The following is a 17,312-nucleotide window of genomic DNA, read 5'->3' as shown; positions in this document are numbered from 1 at the left end:
TCAACCCGCCCGCTTGTTCAGCAAGGCCGTGCCAGCACGCGAGCCGGAATTTCGGCCGAGAAAATCGCTGATGAACTGGCCGGCATCGATCAGCTTGTCCAGGTCAATGCCGGTGGCTATGCCCATGCCATGCAGCAAATAGACCACGTCCTCGCTGGCCACGTTGCCGGTCGCGCCCTTGGCATAAGGGCAGCCGCCCAAACCCGCAACAGACGTATCAAACTGCCAAATACCCATTTCCAGGCTGGCCAGGGTGTTGGCCAGCGCCTGACCGTAGGTGTCGTGGAAGTGTCCCGAGATGTCGTTGATGTCGAAGTGCCGCAGGGTGGCTTCCAGCGCCCGCTGCACCTTGAGCGGCGTGCCGACGCCAATGGTGTCGGCCACGCCGACATGCTGCACGCCGATGCCCTTCATCAGGCGCGCCAGCATCTCGACCCGCTCGGGCGCGATCTCGCCCTCATACGGGCAGCCCACGGTGCAGGACATCGCGCCCCGCACATGGATTCCCCTGGCGAGCGCGGCCTCGACCACCGGGCGGAAGCGTTCGATGCTTTCGGCAATCGAGCAATTGATGTTGCGCTGGCTGAACGCCTCGCTGGCGGCGCCGAACACCACGATCTCGTCGGGATGCGAGTCGAGCGACGCCTCGAAGCCCTGCAGGTTGGGCGTCAGCACCGAATAGCACACGCCAGGCTGGCGGCGGATGCCGGCCATCACTTCAAGGTTGTCGGCCATCTGCGGCACCCACTTGGGCGACACGAAGCTGGTGACTTCGATGTTTTTCAGGCCGGCGTCCTGCAGGCGGTGAACCAGTTCGATCTTGATGGCGGCGGGCACCGGCTGCTTTTCATTTTGCAGGCCGTCACGCGGACCGACATCGACGAGTTTGACGTGGGCAGGGAGTTTCATGGGAGGTTCCTTCTGGACTGAAGTATCGCAAAAACCGGCCCTGCGATAAATGCGGCGCGCCTATTCAGGACAGGCCGCAGGGTCGGCACATTCATTGTTTATATGGCGCGCAAAAACAGGTTCAGGTGGCAAGCTTGTAGCGCAATTGCAGGTATTGCCTGAAGCGCTTGATGATGGCCAGCGAGTCCTTCAGCAGGTCACGGTCCAGCGTTCCCAGGCTGGAGAAATGAGACAGGTTGTCCAGCGGTTGCTCCAGCTGTTTTTGCCGCAGATTGCTCCTGAGCTTGACGCCCATCAGAAAATGCAGCGCGTCGACCAGGTCGCGGGCCAGGTCTGACGGAATATGCCTGCGGCTCACCAGCACCTGCAGACGCGCCGCCGTGCCGACCTCGTCGAGCCGATGCTCCAGCGCCAGGGAACGGACTCCATGCACGATGGGAAACGTGCCGAGCTTCTTGAGGTCGAACACCTGCTCCTCGCGGCCGCGCAGCGTGGCCAGGCGCGCCCACCAGCCGCCGGGTTCGCTGAACTGGTCAATGGCGGCAGCAAAACGGGCAAAAAACGCATCGCTGCCGGCCATGATGTGGTGGGCATAGCTCCTAGCCTGCCTGAGCAGCGATGCGTCGCCCGCCACCGCCCGGGCATCCATGAAGATCGCCAGGTTCATCGGCCCTTCCGCATCGGCGCCATACAACCATCCCAGGATGCTGTCCTGAAACCCGGCCAGCGGCTGGCACCACAGTGGGTTGGTCACCATGATGTTGCCCGGACAGGGCGGGTAGCCAAACTCGCTCAAGGCCTGGTTGAAGCGCTGCACGCTCTGCTGCAGTTCGGCGCACGCATAACCGTCGCGCAGCAGCAGGGCATTGTCCTGGTCGGTCTTGAGAATCTGCTCGCCCCGCCCTTCGCTGCCCATCACGATCAGGCAGCTGTTGGCGACCAGTTCAGCCGGCGCGACAAACGACCACAGGCGGGAAAAAATCTGCTGGTTGAGCTCGCTCACCAGGCTGGAAATAAGCTCGACCCGGGCTCCTCCGCTGTGTAGCAGCGCGATCAGGCCGTCCATCTGCAAGGCCGCCGTCCGGAGTTCCGCAATGGACGCGGCCTGCTCGACCTGCAGCGCGATCAGGTGCGAATGGTTGGAGACAAAGCTCATCAGGTCGAGCTGGCTCAGCACGCCCAAAATAGCATCGCCTTCGCGCACCAGCACGCGATGGACGCGGTGGCGAATCATCGCCAGCAGGGCCTCGGACAGCTCTGCGTCGGCCTGAACCGATACCAGCGTGAACTGCGCGACCTCGCGCACAGCCAGTTGCTGGGGGGGCACGGGCCGCAACAGGGCGTCGCGCAAATCGGTGGTGGTGAACATGCCGATGCGTTCCACGCCGTCCTTGGTGTCGCGCACCAGCGCATTGCCCAGCCCCTGCGCCGACAGCAGGCGGCAGACCGACACCAGGTCCAGCCCGCCATCGACGAAAAAGGGCTTGCGGATGTACGCGTCCTTGACCCGCACCATCATCAACGACAGGAATTCACGGCTTTTACGGTTTTCCGCCGCCGCCGAAAGCCGCTGCGACAGGTCGGCAAACACCAGCGCGCTGAACAGGGCGTTGCCGGCAATCAGCGCGCGCGCCGTGGCACCGGGCAGTTGCCAGGCCTCCACCTCGTCCAGTGCCTGCAGCACGCCGCTGGCGCGACCGGCCATCACCGCGCGAAAGGCAAAAAAATCGGGCGGTCCATAGACCGCCATGACCTCGCCCGCTTCCAGCTGCTGGACATGCCCCTTGCGCAGCACATACACATGGGCCGGGTCCATGTCGGGGGTCAAGATCACCGCCCCTTTCGGGAAAGACGCCCGGTGCAAGCTGCCCCGCACCAGCGCCTGCTGCTCCGGGCTCAGGCAGTCAAAAGGCGGCGCATCGAAAGAAAAGGATTCTGAAAAATCGTCCGGCATGGCGGGCTTCCCATGAAAAAAGGACTGCAGGCCATTGGTCCTGCAGTCCTTTTGAATTATCGCAAGGCGGGCCGAACGGCCCGCCTTGTCAGGCAGACACCATCAGTGGCCCGAAGCACCCGCAGCGCCAATGCCGGTTTCGGAGCGAACCTGCTGTGCCAGGAAGCCAGCGCGGTCGATCTGAGCCTGCTTGCTGTTGTCCAGGATGGAGAACAGCCAGATGCCCAGAAAGCCGAGCGTCATGGAAAACAAGGCAGGCGAGGCGTAAGGGAACAGCGCCGAGCCCTTGGGGTTGCCCAACGTGGCTTCCCATACGGAGGGCGAAACCACCGTCAGCGCCACCGACGAGATCAGGCCCATGAAGCCGCCAATCACCGCGCCGCGCGTCGTGCAGTCTTTCCACAGCACGGACATGAACAGCACCGGGAAGTTGGCCGACGCGGCAATCGCAAAGGCCAGTGACACCATGAAGGCGATGTTCTGCTTTTCAAAAGCGATGCCCAGCACCACGGCAATCACACCCAGCACCAGCGTGGTGATTTTCGAGATGCGCAGTTCCGAAGCGCTGTCGGCCTTGCCCTTCTTGATCACCGTGGCATACAGGTCGTGCGAGACCGCAGAAGCACCCGACAGTGTCAGGCCGGCGACCACCGCGACGATCGTGGCAAACGCCACCGCCGAGATGAAGCCCAGGAACACGTTGCCGCCCACCGCGTTGGCCAGGTGAATGGCTGCCATGTTGTTGCCACCAAGCAAACCACCCTTGGCGTCCAGGAAGGACGGGTTGGTCAGCACGAAGCTGATGGCGCCAAAACCGATGATGAAGGTCAGCAGGTAGAAGTAGCCAATCCAGCCGGTCGCCCACATCACCGACTTGCGCGCTTCCTTGGCGCTGGGCACGGTGAAGAAGCGCATCAGGATGTGCGGCAGGCCGGCGGTGCCGAACATCAGCGCCATGCCGAAGGAGATGGCGGAAATCGGGTCTTTCACGAAGTTGCCGGGACCCATGATGGACTGGCCAAGCTTGGCGGCTTCCTCAGCCGTCTTGCCGGTGCTCGAAGCCAGGTCGGCCTTGATCTTCACCGCCTGTGCAAACATCGCTTCAGGGCTGAAACCGAAGTTCCAGAGCACCATGATCGCCATGAAGCTTGCGCCGCCCAGCAGCAAACAGGCTTTGATGATCTGCACCCAGGTGGTGGCCGTCATGCCGCCAAACAAAACGTAAATCATCATCAGCGAACCGACGATGACCACGGCAATCCAGTATTCCAGACCAAACAGCAGCTTGATCAGCTGGCCCGCGCCCACCATCTGGGCAATCAGGTAGAAAGCCACCACGACCAGCGTGCCCGACGCCGCGAAAATGCGGACTGGCGCCTGCTTGAAGCGAAAAGCCGCCACGTCGGCAAAAGTGAACTTGCCCAGGTTGCGCAAGCGCTCGGCCATCAGGAAGGTGATGACCGGCCAGCCGACCAGAAAGCCGATGGAGAAAATCAGGCCGTCAAAGCCGCTGGCCATCACGGCGGCGGAAATACCCAGGAAGGAAGCGGCCGACATGTAGTCGCCGGCAATCGCCAGGCCGTTCTGAAAGCCGGTGATGCCGCCGCCGCCGGTGTAGAAGTCAGCGGCGGACTTGGTCTTGGATGCGGCCCACTTGGTGATGAACAGGGTCAGCACCACGAAGCCGGCGAACATGCCGATGGCCGTCCAGTTGGTGGCCTGCTTCTCAGACTGGCCCAGATCTGCGCCGGCGGACCAGGCCGCAGCCGACACGCCAAGCAGGGCCAGCAGCGTCAGGACGCGCCGCACGTTGTCAGATTTGAAATTCATTTGAGCACCGCCTTGGTAACTTCTGCCGTCAGGTCGTCAAATTCCTTGTTGGCGCGCTTGACGTAAATGGCCGTGATCAGGATGGTAAAAATAATGACGCCAAAGCCAATGGGAATACCCACCGTCATGACGCCCTCGCCCAGCCGCTGGGAAAGAAAGGGCTTGTTGAAAGCCACCAGCAGGATGAAGCCGTAGTACACGACCATCATGGCCAGCGTGAGCCACCAGCCGTAGCTGGTGCGCTTGGCCTTGAGCTCCTGGTATTTTGGATTTCTTGCAATCCGTTGAACCAAATCATCATCCATATCGCTATCTCCTCTGAGTAAATTTCGTGAGGTGAAGGTTAAGGACGAGGACTTACCGCCTACTTACTCGGCGACTAGGCACTTACCCTGTACTCGCCTGCAATGCAAGCAGCGGAAAACCCGACAATGCGCCGGCGCAGGTTCAATGAAAAGCGCGCTCCTGCCCCTGCGATGGGCAAGGCCCGCTTGACCAAACCCAGCCGGATCAGTAGCCGCGCGCGGGATCGACGACGCCGGCCACCGGTTCGCCGCGTTGCAGCGCCTGGATCTTGCCGGCAATCTGGGCAATGCTTTCCTCGCGCAATGTGCGCGCCGAGGTGTGCGGCGTGACGGTGATTTTCGGGTGCGTCCAGAACGGATGCGCCGCCGGCAGCGGCTCGGTGCGAAACACATCGAGCGTGGCGCCGGCCAGATGACCGCTGTCGATGAGCGCGATCAGGTCGTCATCGACCAGGTGGCTGCCGCGCGCCACATTGATGACATAGCCGCCCGGCTGCAACCGGGCCAGCGTGCCCTGGCACATGATGTTGTCGGTGTCCGGCGTCAGCGGCAGCAGGCACACCAGGATGCGGCTGGCCGCCAGGAAGTCGTTGAAGCCGGCTTCGCCTGAAAAGCATTGCACGCCGGCAATGGTCCTGGCGCTCCGGCTCCAGCCCATCACGGGAAACTCGAACTGCGCCAGCGCCCGGCCGACGCGCTCGCCCAGCACGCCCAGGCCCATCACGCCCACGGGGAAATCCGAACGCTGTCGCGGCTTGCGGTACGACCACTTGCCTTCAGCCGCATCGGCCTCGTAGCCATCGAACTCCCGAAAATGCCGGATCACCGCATGGCAGACATATTCAGCCATCTGCACCGACATGCCGGCGTCGTCGAGCCGCACGACCGGAACGCCGGGCGGCAGGCGCAGCGTCATCAAGGCATCGACGCCGGCGCCGATGTTGAAGATGCCCTTGAGCTGCGTCTGCTCGTCGATGAACTGCTGTGGCGGCGTCCAGACCACGGCGTAATCGGCGGGCGGCGCACCGGCTGACCAGGTTTCCACCTCGGCGCCGGGAAAGGCGGTACGAAAGCCTTCGAGCCAGGGCTGCGCTTTGGTACCGGTACAGCAAAAAAGGATGCGCATTCAGGCTTTCATGAAGTTCAAACTGCAATCTTAAGCAGCTCCGACCCCTCGGTGACCTGGTCGCCGGGCGCGTACATCAACTCCTCGACCACGCCGTCGGCCGGCGCGGCAATCGTGTGCTCCATTTTCATCGCTTCCATCACCGCCAGCGGCTGGCCCTTTTTGACCGTGTCGCCGGCCTTGACCGAGAACGACAAAATCTTGCCGGGCATGGGCGCGGTCAGGCGGCCGCCTTCGGCATGGCTTTCGCCGGCGTGGGCCAGCAGGTCAATCGCGGTGATCTGGGTCGCGCCGCGCGCGGTGAAGACATGATCGACCTCGCCTTGCGTATACACCGCTGCGGTCAAACGCTGGCCTGCGAACCGGATGTCGATGCCCTGCGCGCCTTTGGCAAACACCAGCGGACCCGAAACGTCGCCAACCGTTAATTGCAGAGCGCCGTCATGCCCATAGGTCAAGGCGGCCTTCGCCGGCTCGCCATGGAAGTCGAACTCGAACGGCCGCTGCGTCACGCCATGCGTTTGCCAGCCGTCGCGGCGGCTGAACGGGTCGCGGCCTTCGGTGGCTTGTTCGCCCAGCAGCGTCTGGGCAATCGCCGCAGCGGCGGCCATCGGCAGGCCAACCGGCTCCTGCTTGAACAGTACCGCTTCTTCGCGCGGAATCAAGGCCGTGTCGAGATTCGCCTGCGCAAACGAAAGGCTGCGCACCACGTAGCGCAAGAACTGCACGTTGGTAGAAAGCCCGACGATGCGGGTCTGCGCCAGCGCCTCGTCCATGCGGGCCAGCGCCTCTTCGCGGGTCTGGCCGTGGACGATCAGCTTGGCGACCATTGAGTCGTAGAACGGCGAAATCGTGTCGCCCTGGCGCACGCCGTCGTCGATGCGAACGGTGCCGCGCTCAAATGCCGTACACACCGGCTTGTCGTACACCTGCAGCGTGCCGGTGGTCGGCAAAAAGTTGTTGTCCGGGTTCTCGGCGCAGATGCGCGCCTCGATGCCGTGGCCGTTGATCTTGAGCTGATCCTGGGCCAGCGGCAGCGGCTCGCCCGACGCCACGCGCAACTGCCATTCGACCAGGTCCAGCCCGGTGATGGCTTCGGTCACCGGGTGCTCGACCTGCAACCGAGTGTTCATTTCCATGAAGAAGAAGTTCATCGAACCGTCGGCGCGCTGCTCGACGATGAATTCCACCGTGCCGGCGCCGACATAGTTGACCGCACGCGCGGCCGCGACAGCGGCCAGCCCCATCTGCTGGCGCATCTCGGGCGACAGGCCGGGCGCGGGCGCTTCTTCGAGCACCTTCTGGTGGCGGCGCTGCACCGAGCAGTCGCGCTCGAACAGGTAGACGTAGTTGCCGTACATGTCGCCGAACACCTGGATCTCGATGTGGCGCGGGCGCTGGGCGTACTTTTCAACCAGCACGGTGTCGTTGCCAAAGCTGTTGATGGCTTCGCGTTGGCAAGAGGCCAGCGCAGCCGCAAAGTCTTCAGACTTTTCAACCATGCGCATGCCCTTGCCGCCGCCGCCCGCGCTGGCCTTGATCAGCACCGGGTAGCCGATGCGGTCAGCCTCGTGCTTGAGCATCACCGGGTCCTGGTCCGCGCCGTGGTAGCCGGGCACCAGCGGCACGCCGGCCTTTTCCATCAGCTGTTTCGATTCGGCCTTCAGGCCCATGGCCTTGATGGCCGACGCCGGCGGGCCGATGAAGACCAGCCCGGCGCTGGCGCAGGCTTTAGCGAACTCCTCGTTTTCGCTCAGGAAACCGTACCCGGGGTGAATCGCCTCGGCGCCTGTCGCCTTGGCGGCTTCGATGATCTTTTCCCAGCGCAGGTAGCTGTCCTTGGGCGCGCTGCCGCCGATGTGAACGGCCTCGTCGCAAAAGCCCACATGCTTGGCGTCGGCATCGGCGTCCGAATACACGGCCACGGTCTTGATGGCCATGCGGCGGGCGGTGGCGGCAACGCGGCAGGCGATCTCGCCCCGGTTGGCAATGAGGATTTTTTTAAACATGAGGGTCATTCCTGGAAAAAGGGGACTTCAGGGTGAAAGCGGGCGGCAGGCCGGGGTCGGCCCTGCCGCTGAAAATGCGCGCCACGCGGGCAAACAGCTGGGTCAAAAAGCGCCAGCACAGGCGGATCAGCCAGATGCTGAGCACCAGCACCAGTGCCAGCAAGGGGAGGAAGACAAAGGGATGGGCGACCGCCAGCCAGAGCCCCGCCGGCACCAGGCTGTCCTCGACCAGCGAGGTGCCGATGTTGCTGAAGGGCTCGGGCGAGGTGTTGATCGCCGCCCGGGTCGTCGCCTTGGCGGCAAAACTGGTGCCTGCGAGCGTCCCGCCTACCAATGCCGCGACCAGACTCATGGCAGCGCTGTCGGCGCTGAACACACCGGCCGCCAGCGCCGCGCCGGCCGGGATGCGGATCACGGCATGCACCACGTCCCAGAGCGAGTCGAGCCCCGGAATCTTGTCGGCAAAAAACTCGATGAATACCATGAAGCCGCTCGCGCCAAGTACCACCGGATTGGCCAGCAGGTGCAGTCCTTGCGGCAGTTCCATCCAGCCCAGGTAGCCGGCCAGGCCGGTCAGCAGCAGCACCAGGTACAGGCGGATGCCGCTGGCCCAGCCGACAGCGCCGGCCAGCGCAACCAATTGAGCAGTATCAAGCGCTTGCATGGTGAAGCTCCTTTGAAAAACTCAGACTAGCCAGGACGGCTTGCGTTTTTGCAGGAAAGACTGCACGCCTTCGCGGCCTTCGCTGCTGGTGCGGATGTCGGCAATGCCTTCCACCGTGCGGCCGATCAGCGGCGCCTCGATGTCGCGGCCGGCCACTTCCTGCACCAGCGTCTTGCAGCTGCGCACCGCGTTCGGGCTGGCGCTGCTAAGGGCGTTCGTCAATTCCGCTACCTTGGCGTCCAGCGCGTCGGCGCTCACCACTTCATGCACGAAGCCGATGCGGTGCGCTTCCTTCGCGTCGAAGCGCTCGGCGGTCAGAAAGTAGCGGTGCGCCGCACGCGCGCCCATGGCGCGGATCACATACGGGCTGATGGTCGCCGGAATCAGCCCCAGCCTGACCTCGCTCAGGCAGAAGCTCGCCGTATCGACGCTGACGGCCATGTCGCAGGCCGCCACCAGCCCCATGCCGCCGGCATACACATCGCCCTGGATGCGGGCAATGGTCGGCTTCGGGCATTCGTACATCACGCGCAGCATTTCGGCCAGCGCGCTAGCATCAAGCAGGTTCTCGTCGCGCGTGTAGTCGGCCATGCGGCGCATCCAGTTCAAATCAGCCCCGGCGCAAAAGGCCGGGCCGATGGCGGCCAGCACCACGGCGCGCACCTCGGCGCGGCTGGCTGCGTCCTGAAAGGCAGCGGTGATTTCGGCAATCACTTCGTCGTTGAAGGCGTTGCGGATGTCGGGGCGGCTGAGCGTGAGCGTCAGCACGGCGCCCTGCTGGGTGGTTTCAAGTGCGTTCGTCATGGCTTTACATCCTGAACAAACCGAATTTCGTCTCGGGAATCGGCGCATTCTGCGACGCGCTCAGGCCCAGCGCGAGCACACGGCGCGTGTCGGCCGGGTCGATCACGCCGTCATCCCACAGCCGCGCCGTGGCGTAATACGGATGGCCCTGGTGCTCGTACTGGCTGCGGATCGGCGCCTTGAAGGCTTCTTCTTCCTCGGCCGACCAGGCGCCGCCCTTGCCCTCGATGCCGTCGCGCTTGACGGTGGCGAGCACGCCGGCCGCCTGGTCGCCGCCCATGACGCTGATGCGCGCGTTCGGCCACATCCACAAAAAGCGCGGCGAAAACGCCCGGCCGCACATGCCGTAATTGCCGGCGCCAAAACTGCCGCCGATGATGACGGTGAACTTCGGCACCGCCGCCGTGGCGACCGCCGTCACCATCTTGGCGCCGTTGCGGGCGATGCCCTCGTTCTCGTACTTGCGCCCGACCATGAAGCCGGTGATGTTCTGCAGGAACACCAGCGGAATCTTGCGCTGGCAGCACAGCTCGATGAAGTGCGTTGCCTTGAGCGCCGATTCGCTGAACAGGATGCCGTTGTTGGCGATGATGCCGACCGGCATGCCCTCGATGTGCGCGAAGCCGCAGACCAGCGTGGTGCCGTAGCGCGCCTTGAACTCGTCGAACACGCTGCCATCGACGATGCGGGCGATGATCTCGCGCACGTCGAAGGGCTTGCGCACATCGACGGGAATCACGCCGTACAGCTCTTGCGCTACGAATTTAGGAGCTAGAGGCGCAGGTCCGGCGTGCGCAGAAGACTTGTTTTTATTCAAATTCTTCACAGAAGCCCGCGCCAGCGCCAGCGCATGCAGGTCGCTTTGCGCCAGATGGTCGGCCACGCCCGACAGCCGGGTATGCACATCGCCGCCGCCCAGGTCCTCGGCCGTCACGACTTCGCCGGTCGCGGCCTTCACCAGCGGCGGGCCGCCCAGGAAAATCGTGCCCTGGTTCTTGACGATGATGCTTTCGTCGCTCATGGCCGGCACGTAGGCGCCGCCCGCCGTGCAACTGCCCATCACCACGGCGATCTGAGAGATGCCGAGCGCGCTCATGTTGGCCTGGTTGAAGAAGATGCGGCCGAAGTGGTCGCGGTCGGGAAACACCTCGTCCTGGTTCGGCAAATTGGCGCCGCCCGAATCGACCAGGTAGATGCAGGTCAGGTGGTTCTGCTGGGCGATTTCCTGCGCCCGCAGGTGCTTCTTGACGGTCAGCGGGTAGTAGGTGCCGCCCTTCACGGTGGCGTCGTTGCAGACGATCATGCAGTCCACGCCGCTGACCCGGCCGATGCCGACGATCAGGCCCGCGCACGGCGCGTCGCCCTTGTACATGCCGAGCGCGGCCAGTGGCGCGACTTCCAGGAAGGGCGTGCCGGGGTCGAGCAGCATCTGCACCCGGTCGCGCGGCAGCAGCTTGCCGCGCGCGGTGTGGCGGGCTCTGGCGACTTCGCCGCCGCCGGCAGCGGACTTGGCGAGTTGCACATGAAGGTCGTCCACCAGCGCGCGCATGGCGCTGGCATTGGCCTGGAAGTCGGCGGAACGGGCGTTGAGTTTGGTTTCGATCGTGGTCATGGTTCCGTTGTCTTTCAGGCGGTTTTGTCTTCTTCCAGCCCCAGCTGGTTTTTCATTTTGTCGCGGATCTTGAATTTCTGGATCTTGCCGGTCACCGTCATCGGGAAACCGGGTACGAAGCGGATGTAGCGCGGCACCTTGTAGTGCGCGATCTGGCCCTTGCAGAAGTCGCGAATCTCATCCTCGGCCAGCATTACGCCGGGCCGGGGCACGATCCAGGCGCACAGTTCCTCGCCGTAGCGCTTGTCAGGCAGGCCGACGACCTGCACATCCTGCACCTTGGGATGGCGGTAAAGGAATTCCTCGATCTCGCGCGGGTAGATGTTCTCGCCGCCGCGAATCACCATGTCCTTGATGCGGCCGACAATGTTGACGTAGCCCTCAAAGTCCATGGTCGCCAGGTCGCCGGTGTGCATCCAGCCGTCGGCATCGATGGATTCCGCCGTGCGCGCCGGGTCGTCCCAGTAGCCGTGCATGACCGAATAGCCGCGCGTGCAGAATTCGCCCGACACGCCGGGCGCGACGATCTCGCCGCTCTCGGGGTCGATGATCTTGACTTCGAGGTGCGGCTGCACCAGGCCGACGGTCGAGACGCGCTTGCTAAGGGGCGTGTCAATCGAACTCTGGCAGCTGACCGGGCTGGTCTCGGTCATGCCGTAGGCAATCGTGATCTGGCCCAGGTTCATGTCGCTGACGACGCGCTTCATGACTTCGGTCGGGCACGGCGAGCCCGCCATGATGCCGGTGCGCAGCGTGGACAGGTCGAACTCGGCAAAGCGCGGATGGTCGAGCTCGGCGATGAACATGGTCGGCACGCCGTGCAGGCCGGTGCATTTCTCGTCCTGCACCGTCTGCAGCACGCTCAGCGGCTCAAAACCGTCGTTCGGGTAGACGATGGTCGCGCCGTGCGTCAGGCACGCCAGGTTGCCCAGCACCATGCCGAAGCAGTGGTACAGCGGCACCGGAATGCACAGGCGGTCGGCCGGCGTGAGCCGCATCGCCTCGCCGATGAAAAAGCCGTTGTTCAGGATGTTGCGGTGCGTCAGCGTCGCGCCCTTGGGGAAACCGGTGGTGCCGCTGGTGAACTGGAGGTTGATCGGGTCGGTCGCCTTCAGCGTAGCGGCGACTTGCGCCAGCCGCGCATCGTCGGGGTTGCCGCTGGCCAGCAGATCGGAGAAGCGCGTCAGGCCGGGCTGGTCGTCGCCCTGCCCGGCCTCGTCAATCCAGACCACGCTGTGCAGATGCGGCAGCGTGCTGGATTCGAGCCGGCCGGGCTGGCCATGCGCCCACTCGGGCGCCAGCTCGCGCAGCATGCCGATGTAGTCGCTGGTCTTGAAGCGCGCCATGGTGACCAGCGCGCGGCAACCCACCTTGTTCAGCGCGTATTCGACTTCGGCGGTGCGGTAGGCCGGGTTGATGTTGACCAAAATCAGCCCGACCTTGGCCGTGGCCAGCTGCAGCAGCACCCATTCGGCGTTGTTGTGCGACCAGATGCCGACGCGCTCGCCGCTCTGCAGGCCCAGTCCCAGCAGCGCGCTGGCCAGGCGGTCGGTTTCGCGCTGCAGTTCGCGGTAGCTGTAGCGGCGGCCCTGGTGAACGCTGACCAGCGCCTCATGGTCGGGCTGGTGCGCCGCGATGGCGTCAAAAAATGCGCCTATCGGCTGCTCGATCAGCGGCACGTCGGTGGCGCCACGGGCGTAGCTGCGCGTGAAAGGCGCGGCTGCTGGACACGTTGCGGAAAGTTCTTCGCTCATGGTGGTCTCCTTGCGGCCGCCGGCACGCGCGGCCAGCGACAGTATGGCGCATCCTGCGCGAATCGCGCCATCGCGAAAAGCCACGATGGTTGCAAATCGTGCCACCGTCCCTCACACTTGCGCATATGCCATCAGCCCTTTCCGCCTCTGCCGCCACGCCACCTCTGAATGCGCCCGCCGTCACGCCGATGGCCTTCGTGCAAGCAATCCTGCTGGCCTATGAGCGGCGCGGCATGAATCCGGCCGGCGCGCTGGCGCAGGCACAAATCGCGCTGGCAGCGCTGCTCGATCCCGCGTCGCGCATCACCGCCTGGCAGATGGAACGCATCTCGGGCCTGGCGATGCAGGAACTCGACGACGAGGCGCTCGGCTGGTTCAGCCGGCGCCTGCCCTGGGGCAGCTACGGCATGCTCGCGCGGGCTTCGCTCAGCGCGCCGACGCTGGGCGTGGCGCTCAAGCGCTGGTGCCGGCACCACGGGCTGATCGCCGACGACATCGCCCTGACGCTTGGCGTGGCGGGCGACACCGCGACCCTGTGCATCACCGAGCAGCGCGATTTGGGCGCGCTGCGCGAGTTCTGCCTGGTTTCGGTGCTCCGCAACATCCTGGGCGTCGCCTGCTGGCTGATCGACTCGCGCATCCCGCTGCTGGCCGCGCAACTGCCGTTTGCCGCGCCGCCGCACCGCGAGGTGTACGCCGTGCTGTTTTCCGGCCCGACCGCATTTGACAGCGCACCGGCAGCGATCCGCTTTGACGCCCGCTACCTGGCCCTGCCGCTGCGGCGCGACGAGCGCGCCCTGCAACAGATGCTGGAGCGCGCCCTGCCGCTGACGGTGCTGCCCTACCGGCGCGACCGGCTGCTGGTGCAGCGCGTGCGCCAGGCGCTGGCCGCGCATCCGGCGCAAACCCATGGCGCCGATGCGCTGGCGGCGATGCTGCACGTCTCGCCGCGCACCCTGCACCGGCAGTTGAAGGAAGAAGGCGCGTCATTGCAGGCGCTCAAGGACGAGGTGCGGCGCGCGCGGGCGCTGGAGTTGCTGCTGCGCACCCGCCGCCCCATCAAGCAGGTGGCCGAGGCAGCCGGCTTTCAGAACGAGAAAAGCTTCATGCGGGCGTTCAAGGACTGGACCGGCCAGTCGCCCGCGGAATTTCGCCGCAGCAGACCCGGGCTACTTTAAAAAGAAAGGCGGCGTTCCGTAAGTGGACGCCGGGACCACGTCGGAAACCGGCGCGGCGTCAGTCGGAAACGCCCCGCGAATCCCGATCACAAAGCAGGCATTGTTCGAATAGTTTGAACGCAGGGTTACGCGGGTCGTATCGACCGCCTTGAAGAAATAGAGGTAGGCCCCGCCGCTGTCAACCACCGGAACACCCAGGTACGGCGTGCCCATGGCGGCAGACAGCGAATAAGGAATGCCGGTGCAATCTGGCGTGGTGTAGTAAACCGATTCAAACTCCGACCACCGGGCGCCGTTGCTCGGGTAGGTGCATACACGATCAGCATCGCAGGTCTGGTCCGGGTAAAGCCCCGTGATCGTCGCCAGCTGGTTGTCGAAAGTCGTCAGGATGGCATGGTTTCCGATGGCCCGTCCCATCGTCCGGCCTGTTGCATCGACCCATTTGATCGCGGCTTTCTCACCTTTCTCACCTTTCTCACCTTTCTCGGATTTCTCGGATTTCTCGCCGTTGTGCCTGGACTTGCCGCCCTTGTCCGACGTGGCCCACGTCCGCGAACTGGTTCGATTCGGGCTGGCGACTGGCTGCGAATTGGACGCGTCGGGCTTGGCGGAGGGAGCACCCGCTTGAGGTGGCTGTTGGGCATGGCTTCCAAGGGCCAAGGTAAGGAAGGAGAGACAAATGACCGAGGATTTCGTTACAAGCATCATGGGTATTGTTGTTTTTTGAGGAGCACCAATTTGGAGCCTCTTTCAGAGCAATAACCAGAAAAACTTTGAAATTCAATGCAACTTGTCACATTCGGCGTTACCGCAATTCAAGCAAGTCAACTCAGCAGTTCTTTCAACCTCAAGCCATGCAGGCATGGGCCGCCGCCACAGCCGGATCGGTCCAGCCAGGAAGTCAATCCGCCGCCAGCAACGCCGGCAAGTCGGCCATGTGGCCAAACAGACGGATCGCGCCTGCCTGTTCCAAGGCCGGGCCGTGACCGGGCGTCGGGCAATACGCCCAGACGGTGGCGCCCGCCGCCACGCCGGCTGTCACGCCGGTGGTCGTGTCCTCGATCACCAGGCAGCGCGCGCCCGCCGCACCCAGATGCGCCGCTGCCGCCAGGTACACATCGGGCGCGGGCTTGGAGCGCGGCATCTCGTGGCCGCTGAAGATGCGGCCGGCGAAAAACTCCATCAACCCGACCTGCGCCAGCTGCATTTCCACCTTGAAGCGGTCGGCACCCGAAGCGCAGGCGATGCGCTCGGCCGCGTGGGCATGCGCGGCGGCCACGGCTTCGTGCGCGCCCGCGATGGCCGTAAGGCGCGCCTGCAATTCGCTGTTGCGCCGCGCGTAGAACTCGGCCATCCAGTCCTCGGTCAGCGGCCGGCCGGTGTTGGCTTCGATGAGCCCGCGCTCGTCGCGCACCGCCTTGCCGACGAACACGCGCATGCATTCGGCCGGCGTCAGCGACCAGCCGCCTTCTTCGAGCATGTCGCGCAGCACGCCGTTGGTGATCGGCTCGCTGTCCACCAGCACGCCGTCGCAGTCAAACAGGATCGCTTCGAATTTCATTTTTACTCTCTTTTTAATAGCTGCTTTCGCTTGCAGGACGTGCGCAAAAAGGTCATTTGATGCTAAAACTGGTCGCCATCGACATACAACCAGCGCGCCGATTCGCGCACGAAGCGGCTGCGCTCGTGCAGGCGCGTGGCGCGGCCCGCATCGCGGCAGCGGGCGACGAACTCGACTTCGGCGTGGTCGGCGTCCAGCACCCGGTGCGAACGCACGTCCAGCCCCAGCCACTTCGCGCCGGGCGCAAAGTCCAGCGTGGCCGGGCGCGTGGAGGCATGCCAGGTGGCGAGCAAATAGTCGGCCCGCCGGAAAACGAAGGCGCTGTAGCGCGAGCGCATCAGCGCTTCGGCGTCGGGGGCGGGGATGTTTTCTTCTAGGAATGGCCCGCAGCAGGCGGAGAAATACAGGGGTTGGGGTTTGGCGGTTGTGGCCGAATGGGTCGAGGTGCGGCCGCAGGGGCAAGGAATTGTCATGGGTTCAGGATCTCCCAGGAAGATCCCGGGCGCATGTCGTATGGGCGCGTCAAGATATCGTTCATTATTCTGATTTTTACAGACTTCAGGCCGGGCAAGCATATGTATGGCATACCCTGCCACCGCATCGGCTGTTGACGCTTAGTTCACGAGGACCAGCAATTTGACAAGACCCGCTGCAATCAGCCCAAGCCCAAGGGCTGACGCCAGTCGTTCTCCTCTCGGCGCCAATTTCTCAATCGCGACTGCAATCGACAGCGCCGCGACCCAGGCGAGGTTCATGACGCCACCCACGAAAAGCAGGGCCATCAGCGCCCAGCAGCAGCCTACGCAGAACAGGCCATGCCGCACCCCCATCACGAAGGCGCCGTACACGCCAGCGCGCCACTCCCCGAGCAAGAAACCCATTGGTGTGCGGCAACGCGAAAGGCATACCTGTTTGAGGCGCGAAAACTGATAGGCACCGGCGATGAGCAGCAACAGCGCAGTCAGCAACGCCGAGGAACTGACGATCATCGGATTGACCCAGCCCATGGCTTGCAGTACCCACTGTGCGGCGGTGGCTCCGGCGCTGAAGGCAAACCAGACGAACAGGTAGGCGGCAACGAAGCTGCGTCCTCGCGCCGGCTCTGCGCTGCGCACCCCCAGATCGACGAAGGTCAGGATCATTGGCAGTGCCGACGGCAACATCATCGCGGCCATCATGAGCGCCCACATGGTCCAGATCGCAAGCACGCTCGCAGCACCCCATTGTGAGGAGTCCGGCATCGTCAACTGCGCAAACGGCTGGCTCATATCGACCGCGATCCAGGCCAAAAACAACCAGCCGATCACGCTGATGGCAAGAATCCCCGTCGCCAGCCTGGGCTGCCGCGTAGCGAGGATGAGCAGGCCTTGTGGCGCCGTATCCGCCGAATCAGGCTTTTGCTGTCGCATCAATCAATATCCTTCGCCAGTTCACGAACGTCCTTGAACGATGCGCGTGTTTGTGCAGCCAGTCAAGCGGGGTGACTTCCATTTCGATCTGCGCCACCTGCCAATGCGCGCACGCAGCAAACAGGGCAAAGAGGCAGCATTGCGAAGGCTCAAACATCGGAATAAACTGCATTGGGTGCAGTCGCGGTGGCAACGAA

Annotated in this window: 16 protein-coding genes; 1 reads left to right on the top strand and 15 read right to left on the bottom strand. The window is 64.0% G+C overall.

What is annotated here, in order from left to right; translation table 11 throughout:
• The 10 genes from EC86_RS0119310 to EC86_RS0119265 form a co-directional block, all read right to left on the bottom strand.
• The gene (locus tag EC86_RS0119310; protein WP_029527525.1) at positions 1 to 909 is read right to left on the bottom strand and encodes a hydroxymethylglutaryl-CoA lyase; all 909 of its coding nucleotides are present in this window, start codon (positions 907 to 909) and stop codon (positions 1 to 3) included.
• Between the two features lie 121 nt (positions 910 to 1,030).
• Positions 1,031 to 2,863, bottom strand: coding sequence for a putative nucleotidyltransferase substrate binding domain-containing protein (locus tag EC86_RS0119305; RefSeq protein ID WP_029527524.1), 1,833 nt, complete (start codon positions 2,861 to 2,863; stop codon positions 1,031 to 1,033).
• 102 nt (positions 2,864 to 2,965) lie between these two features.
• Positions 2,966 to 4,693: a cation acetate symporter gene (locus EC86_RS0119300; protein WP_029527523.1), complete on the bottom strand. Its 1,728-nt coding sequence runs from the start codon at positions 4,691 to 4,693 to the stop codon at positions 2,966 to 2,968.
• Positions 4,690 to 4,998, bottom strand: coding sequence for a DUF485 domain-containing protein (locus tag EC86_RS0119295; RefSeq protein WP_029527522.1), 309 nt, complete (start codon positions 4,996 to 4,998; stop codon positions 4,690 to 4,692). The genes EC86_RS0119300 and EC86_RS0119295 overlap by 4 nt, the downstream gene beginning before the upstream one ends.
• 205 nt (positions 4,999 to 5,203) lie before the next feature.
• A complete protein-coding gene (locus tag EC86_RS0119290; RefSeq protein ID WP_029527521.1) occupies positions 5,204 to 6,124 on the bottom strand; it encodes a 2-hydroxyacid dehydrogenase in 921 nt (306 codons plus the stop codon).
• Positions 6,125 to 6,141: 17 nt separating this feature from the next.
• Positions 6,142 to 8,133: an acetyl/propionyl/methylcrotonyl-CoA carboxylase subunit alpha gene (locus EC86_RS0119285; protein WP_029527520.1), complete on the bottom strand. Its 1,992-nt coding sequence runs from the start codon at positions 8,131 to 8,133 to the stop codon at positions 6,142 to 6,144.
• Entirely contained in the window at positions 8,126 to 8,797 is a 672-nt protein-coding gene (locus EC86_RS0119280) for a DUF4126 domain-containing protein (RefSeq protein ID WP_029527519.1), read from the bottom strand. Before EC86_RS0119280 ends, EC86_RS0119285 begins: the two co-directional genes overlap by 8 nt.
• A 21-nt stretch (positions 8,798 to 8,818) precedes the next feature.
• Positions 8,819 to 9,601, bottom strand: a complete 783-nt coding sequence (locus EC86_RS0119275) for an enoyl-CoA hydratase/isomerase family protein (protein WP_029527518.1) — start codon at positions 9,599 to 9,601, stop codon at positions 8,819 to 8,821.
• A gap of 4 nt (positions 9,602 to 9,605) precedes the next feature.
• The gene (locus tag EC86_RS0119270; protein ID WP_029527517.1) at positions 9,606 to 11,213 is read right to left on the bottom strand and encodes a carboxyl transferase domain-containing protein; all 1,608 of its coding nucleotides are present in this window, start codon (positions 11,211 to 11,213) and stop codon (positions 9,606 to 9,608) included.
• Positions 11,214 to 11,227: 14 nt separating this feature from the next.
• Complete coding sequence (locus EC86_RS0119265; protein ID WP_029527516.1) at positions 11,228 to 12,967, bottom strand: AMP-binding protein; 1,740 nt, start codon at positions 12,965 to 12,967, stop codon at positions 11,228 to 11,230.
• 125 nt (positions 12,968 to 13,092) lie between these two features.
• Between EC86_RS0119265 and EC86_RS0119260 the strand changes: the two genes are divergently transcribed.
• On the top strand, positions 13,093 to 14,145 hold the full coding sequence (locus tag EC86_RS0119260; protein WP_029527515.1) for an AraC family transcriptional regulator: 1,053 nt from the start codon (positions 13,093 to 13,095) through the stop codon (positions 14,143 to 14,145).
• Here the strand turns inward: EC86_RS0119260 and EC86_RS28995 are convergent.
• From EC86_RS28995 to EC86_RS27180, 5 genes are all read right to left on the bottom strand, one after another.
• The gene (locus EC86_RS28995; RefSeq protein ID WP_156955369.1) at positions 14,137 to 14,853 is read right to left on the bottom strand and encodes a hypothetical protein; all 717 of its coding nucleotides are present in this window, start codon (positions 14,851 to 14,853) and stop codon (positions 14,137 to 14,139) included. The two genes, EC86_RS0119260 and EC86_RS28995, sit on opposite strands and share 9 nt — an antisense overlap.
• A gap of 193 nt (positions 14,854 to 15,046) precedes the next feature.
• On the bottom strand, positions 15,047 to 15,706 hold the full coding sequence (locus EC86_RS0119250; RefSeq protein ID WP_029527513.1) for an HAD family hydrolase: 660 nt from the start codon (positions 15,704 to 15,706) through the stop codon (positions 15,047 to 15,049).
• 62 nt (positions 15,707 to 15,768) lie between these two features.
• On the bottom strand, positions 15,769 to 16,179 hold the full coding sequence (locus EC86_RS0119245) for a YchJ family protein (protein WP_029527512.1): 411 nt from the start codon (positions 16,177 to 16,179) through the stop codon (positions 15,769 to 15,771).
• Between the two features lie 141 nt (positions 16,180 to 16,320).
• Positions 16,321 to 17,115, bottom strand: a complete 795-nt coding sequence (locus tag EC86_RS0119240; protein ID WP_051676072.1) for a DUF2182 domain-containing protein — start codon at positions 17,113 to 17,115, stop codon at positions 16,321 to 16,323.
• Entirely contained in the window at positions 17,096 to 17,287 is a 192-nt protein-coding gene (locus EC86_RS27180; RefSeq protein ID WP_029527510.1) for a hypothetical protein, read from the bottom strand. Before EC86_RS27180 ends, EC86_RS0119240 begins: the two co-directional genes overlap by 20 nt.
• Positions 17,288 to 17,312 lie beyond the last annotated feature (25 nt).

This window comes from Polaromonas glacialis (genome assembly GCF_000709345.1).
Classification (GTDB): domain Bacteria; phylum Pseudomonadota; class Gammaproteobacteria; order Burkholderiales; family Burkholderiaceae_C; genus Polaromonas; species Polaromonas glacialis.
Note: the sequence above shows the minus strand (reverse complement) of the source record. Positions and strands in the feature narration are given on the sequence as shown.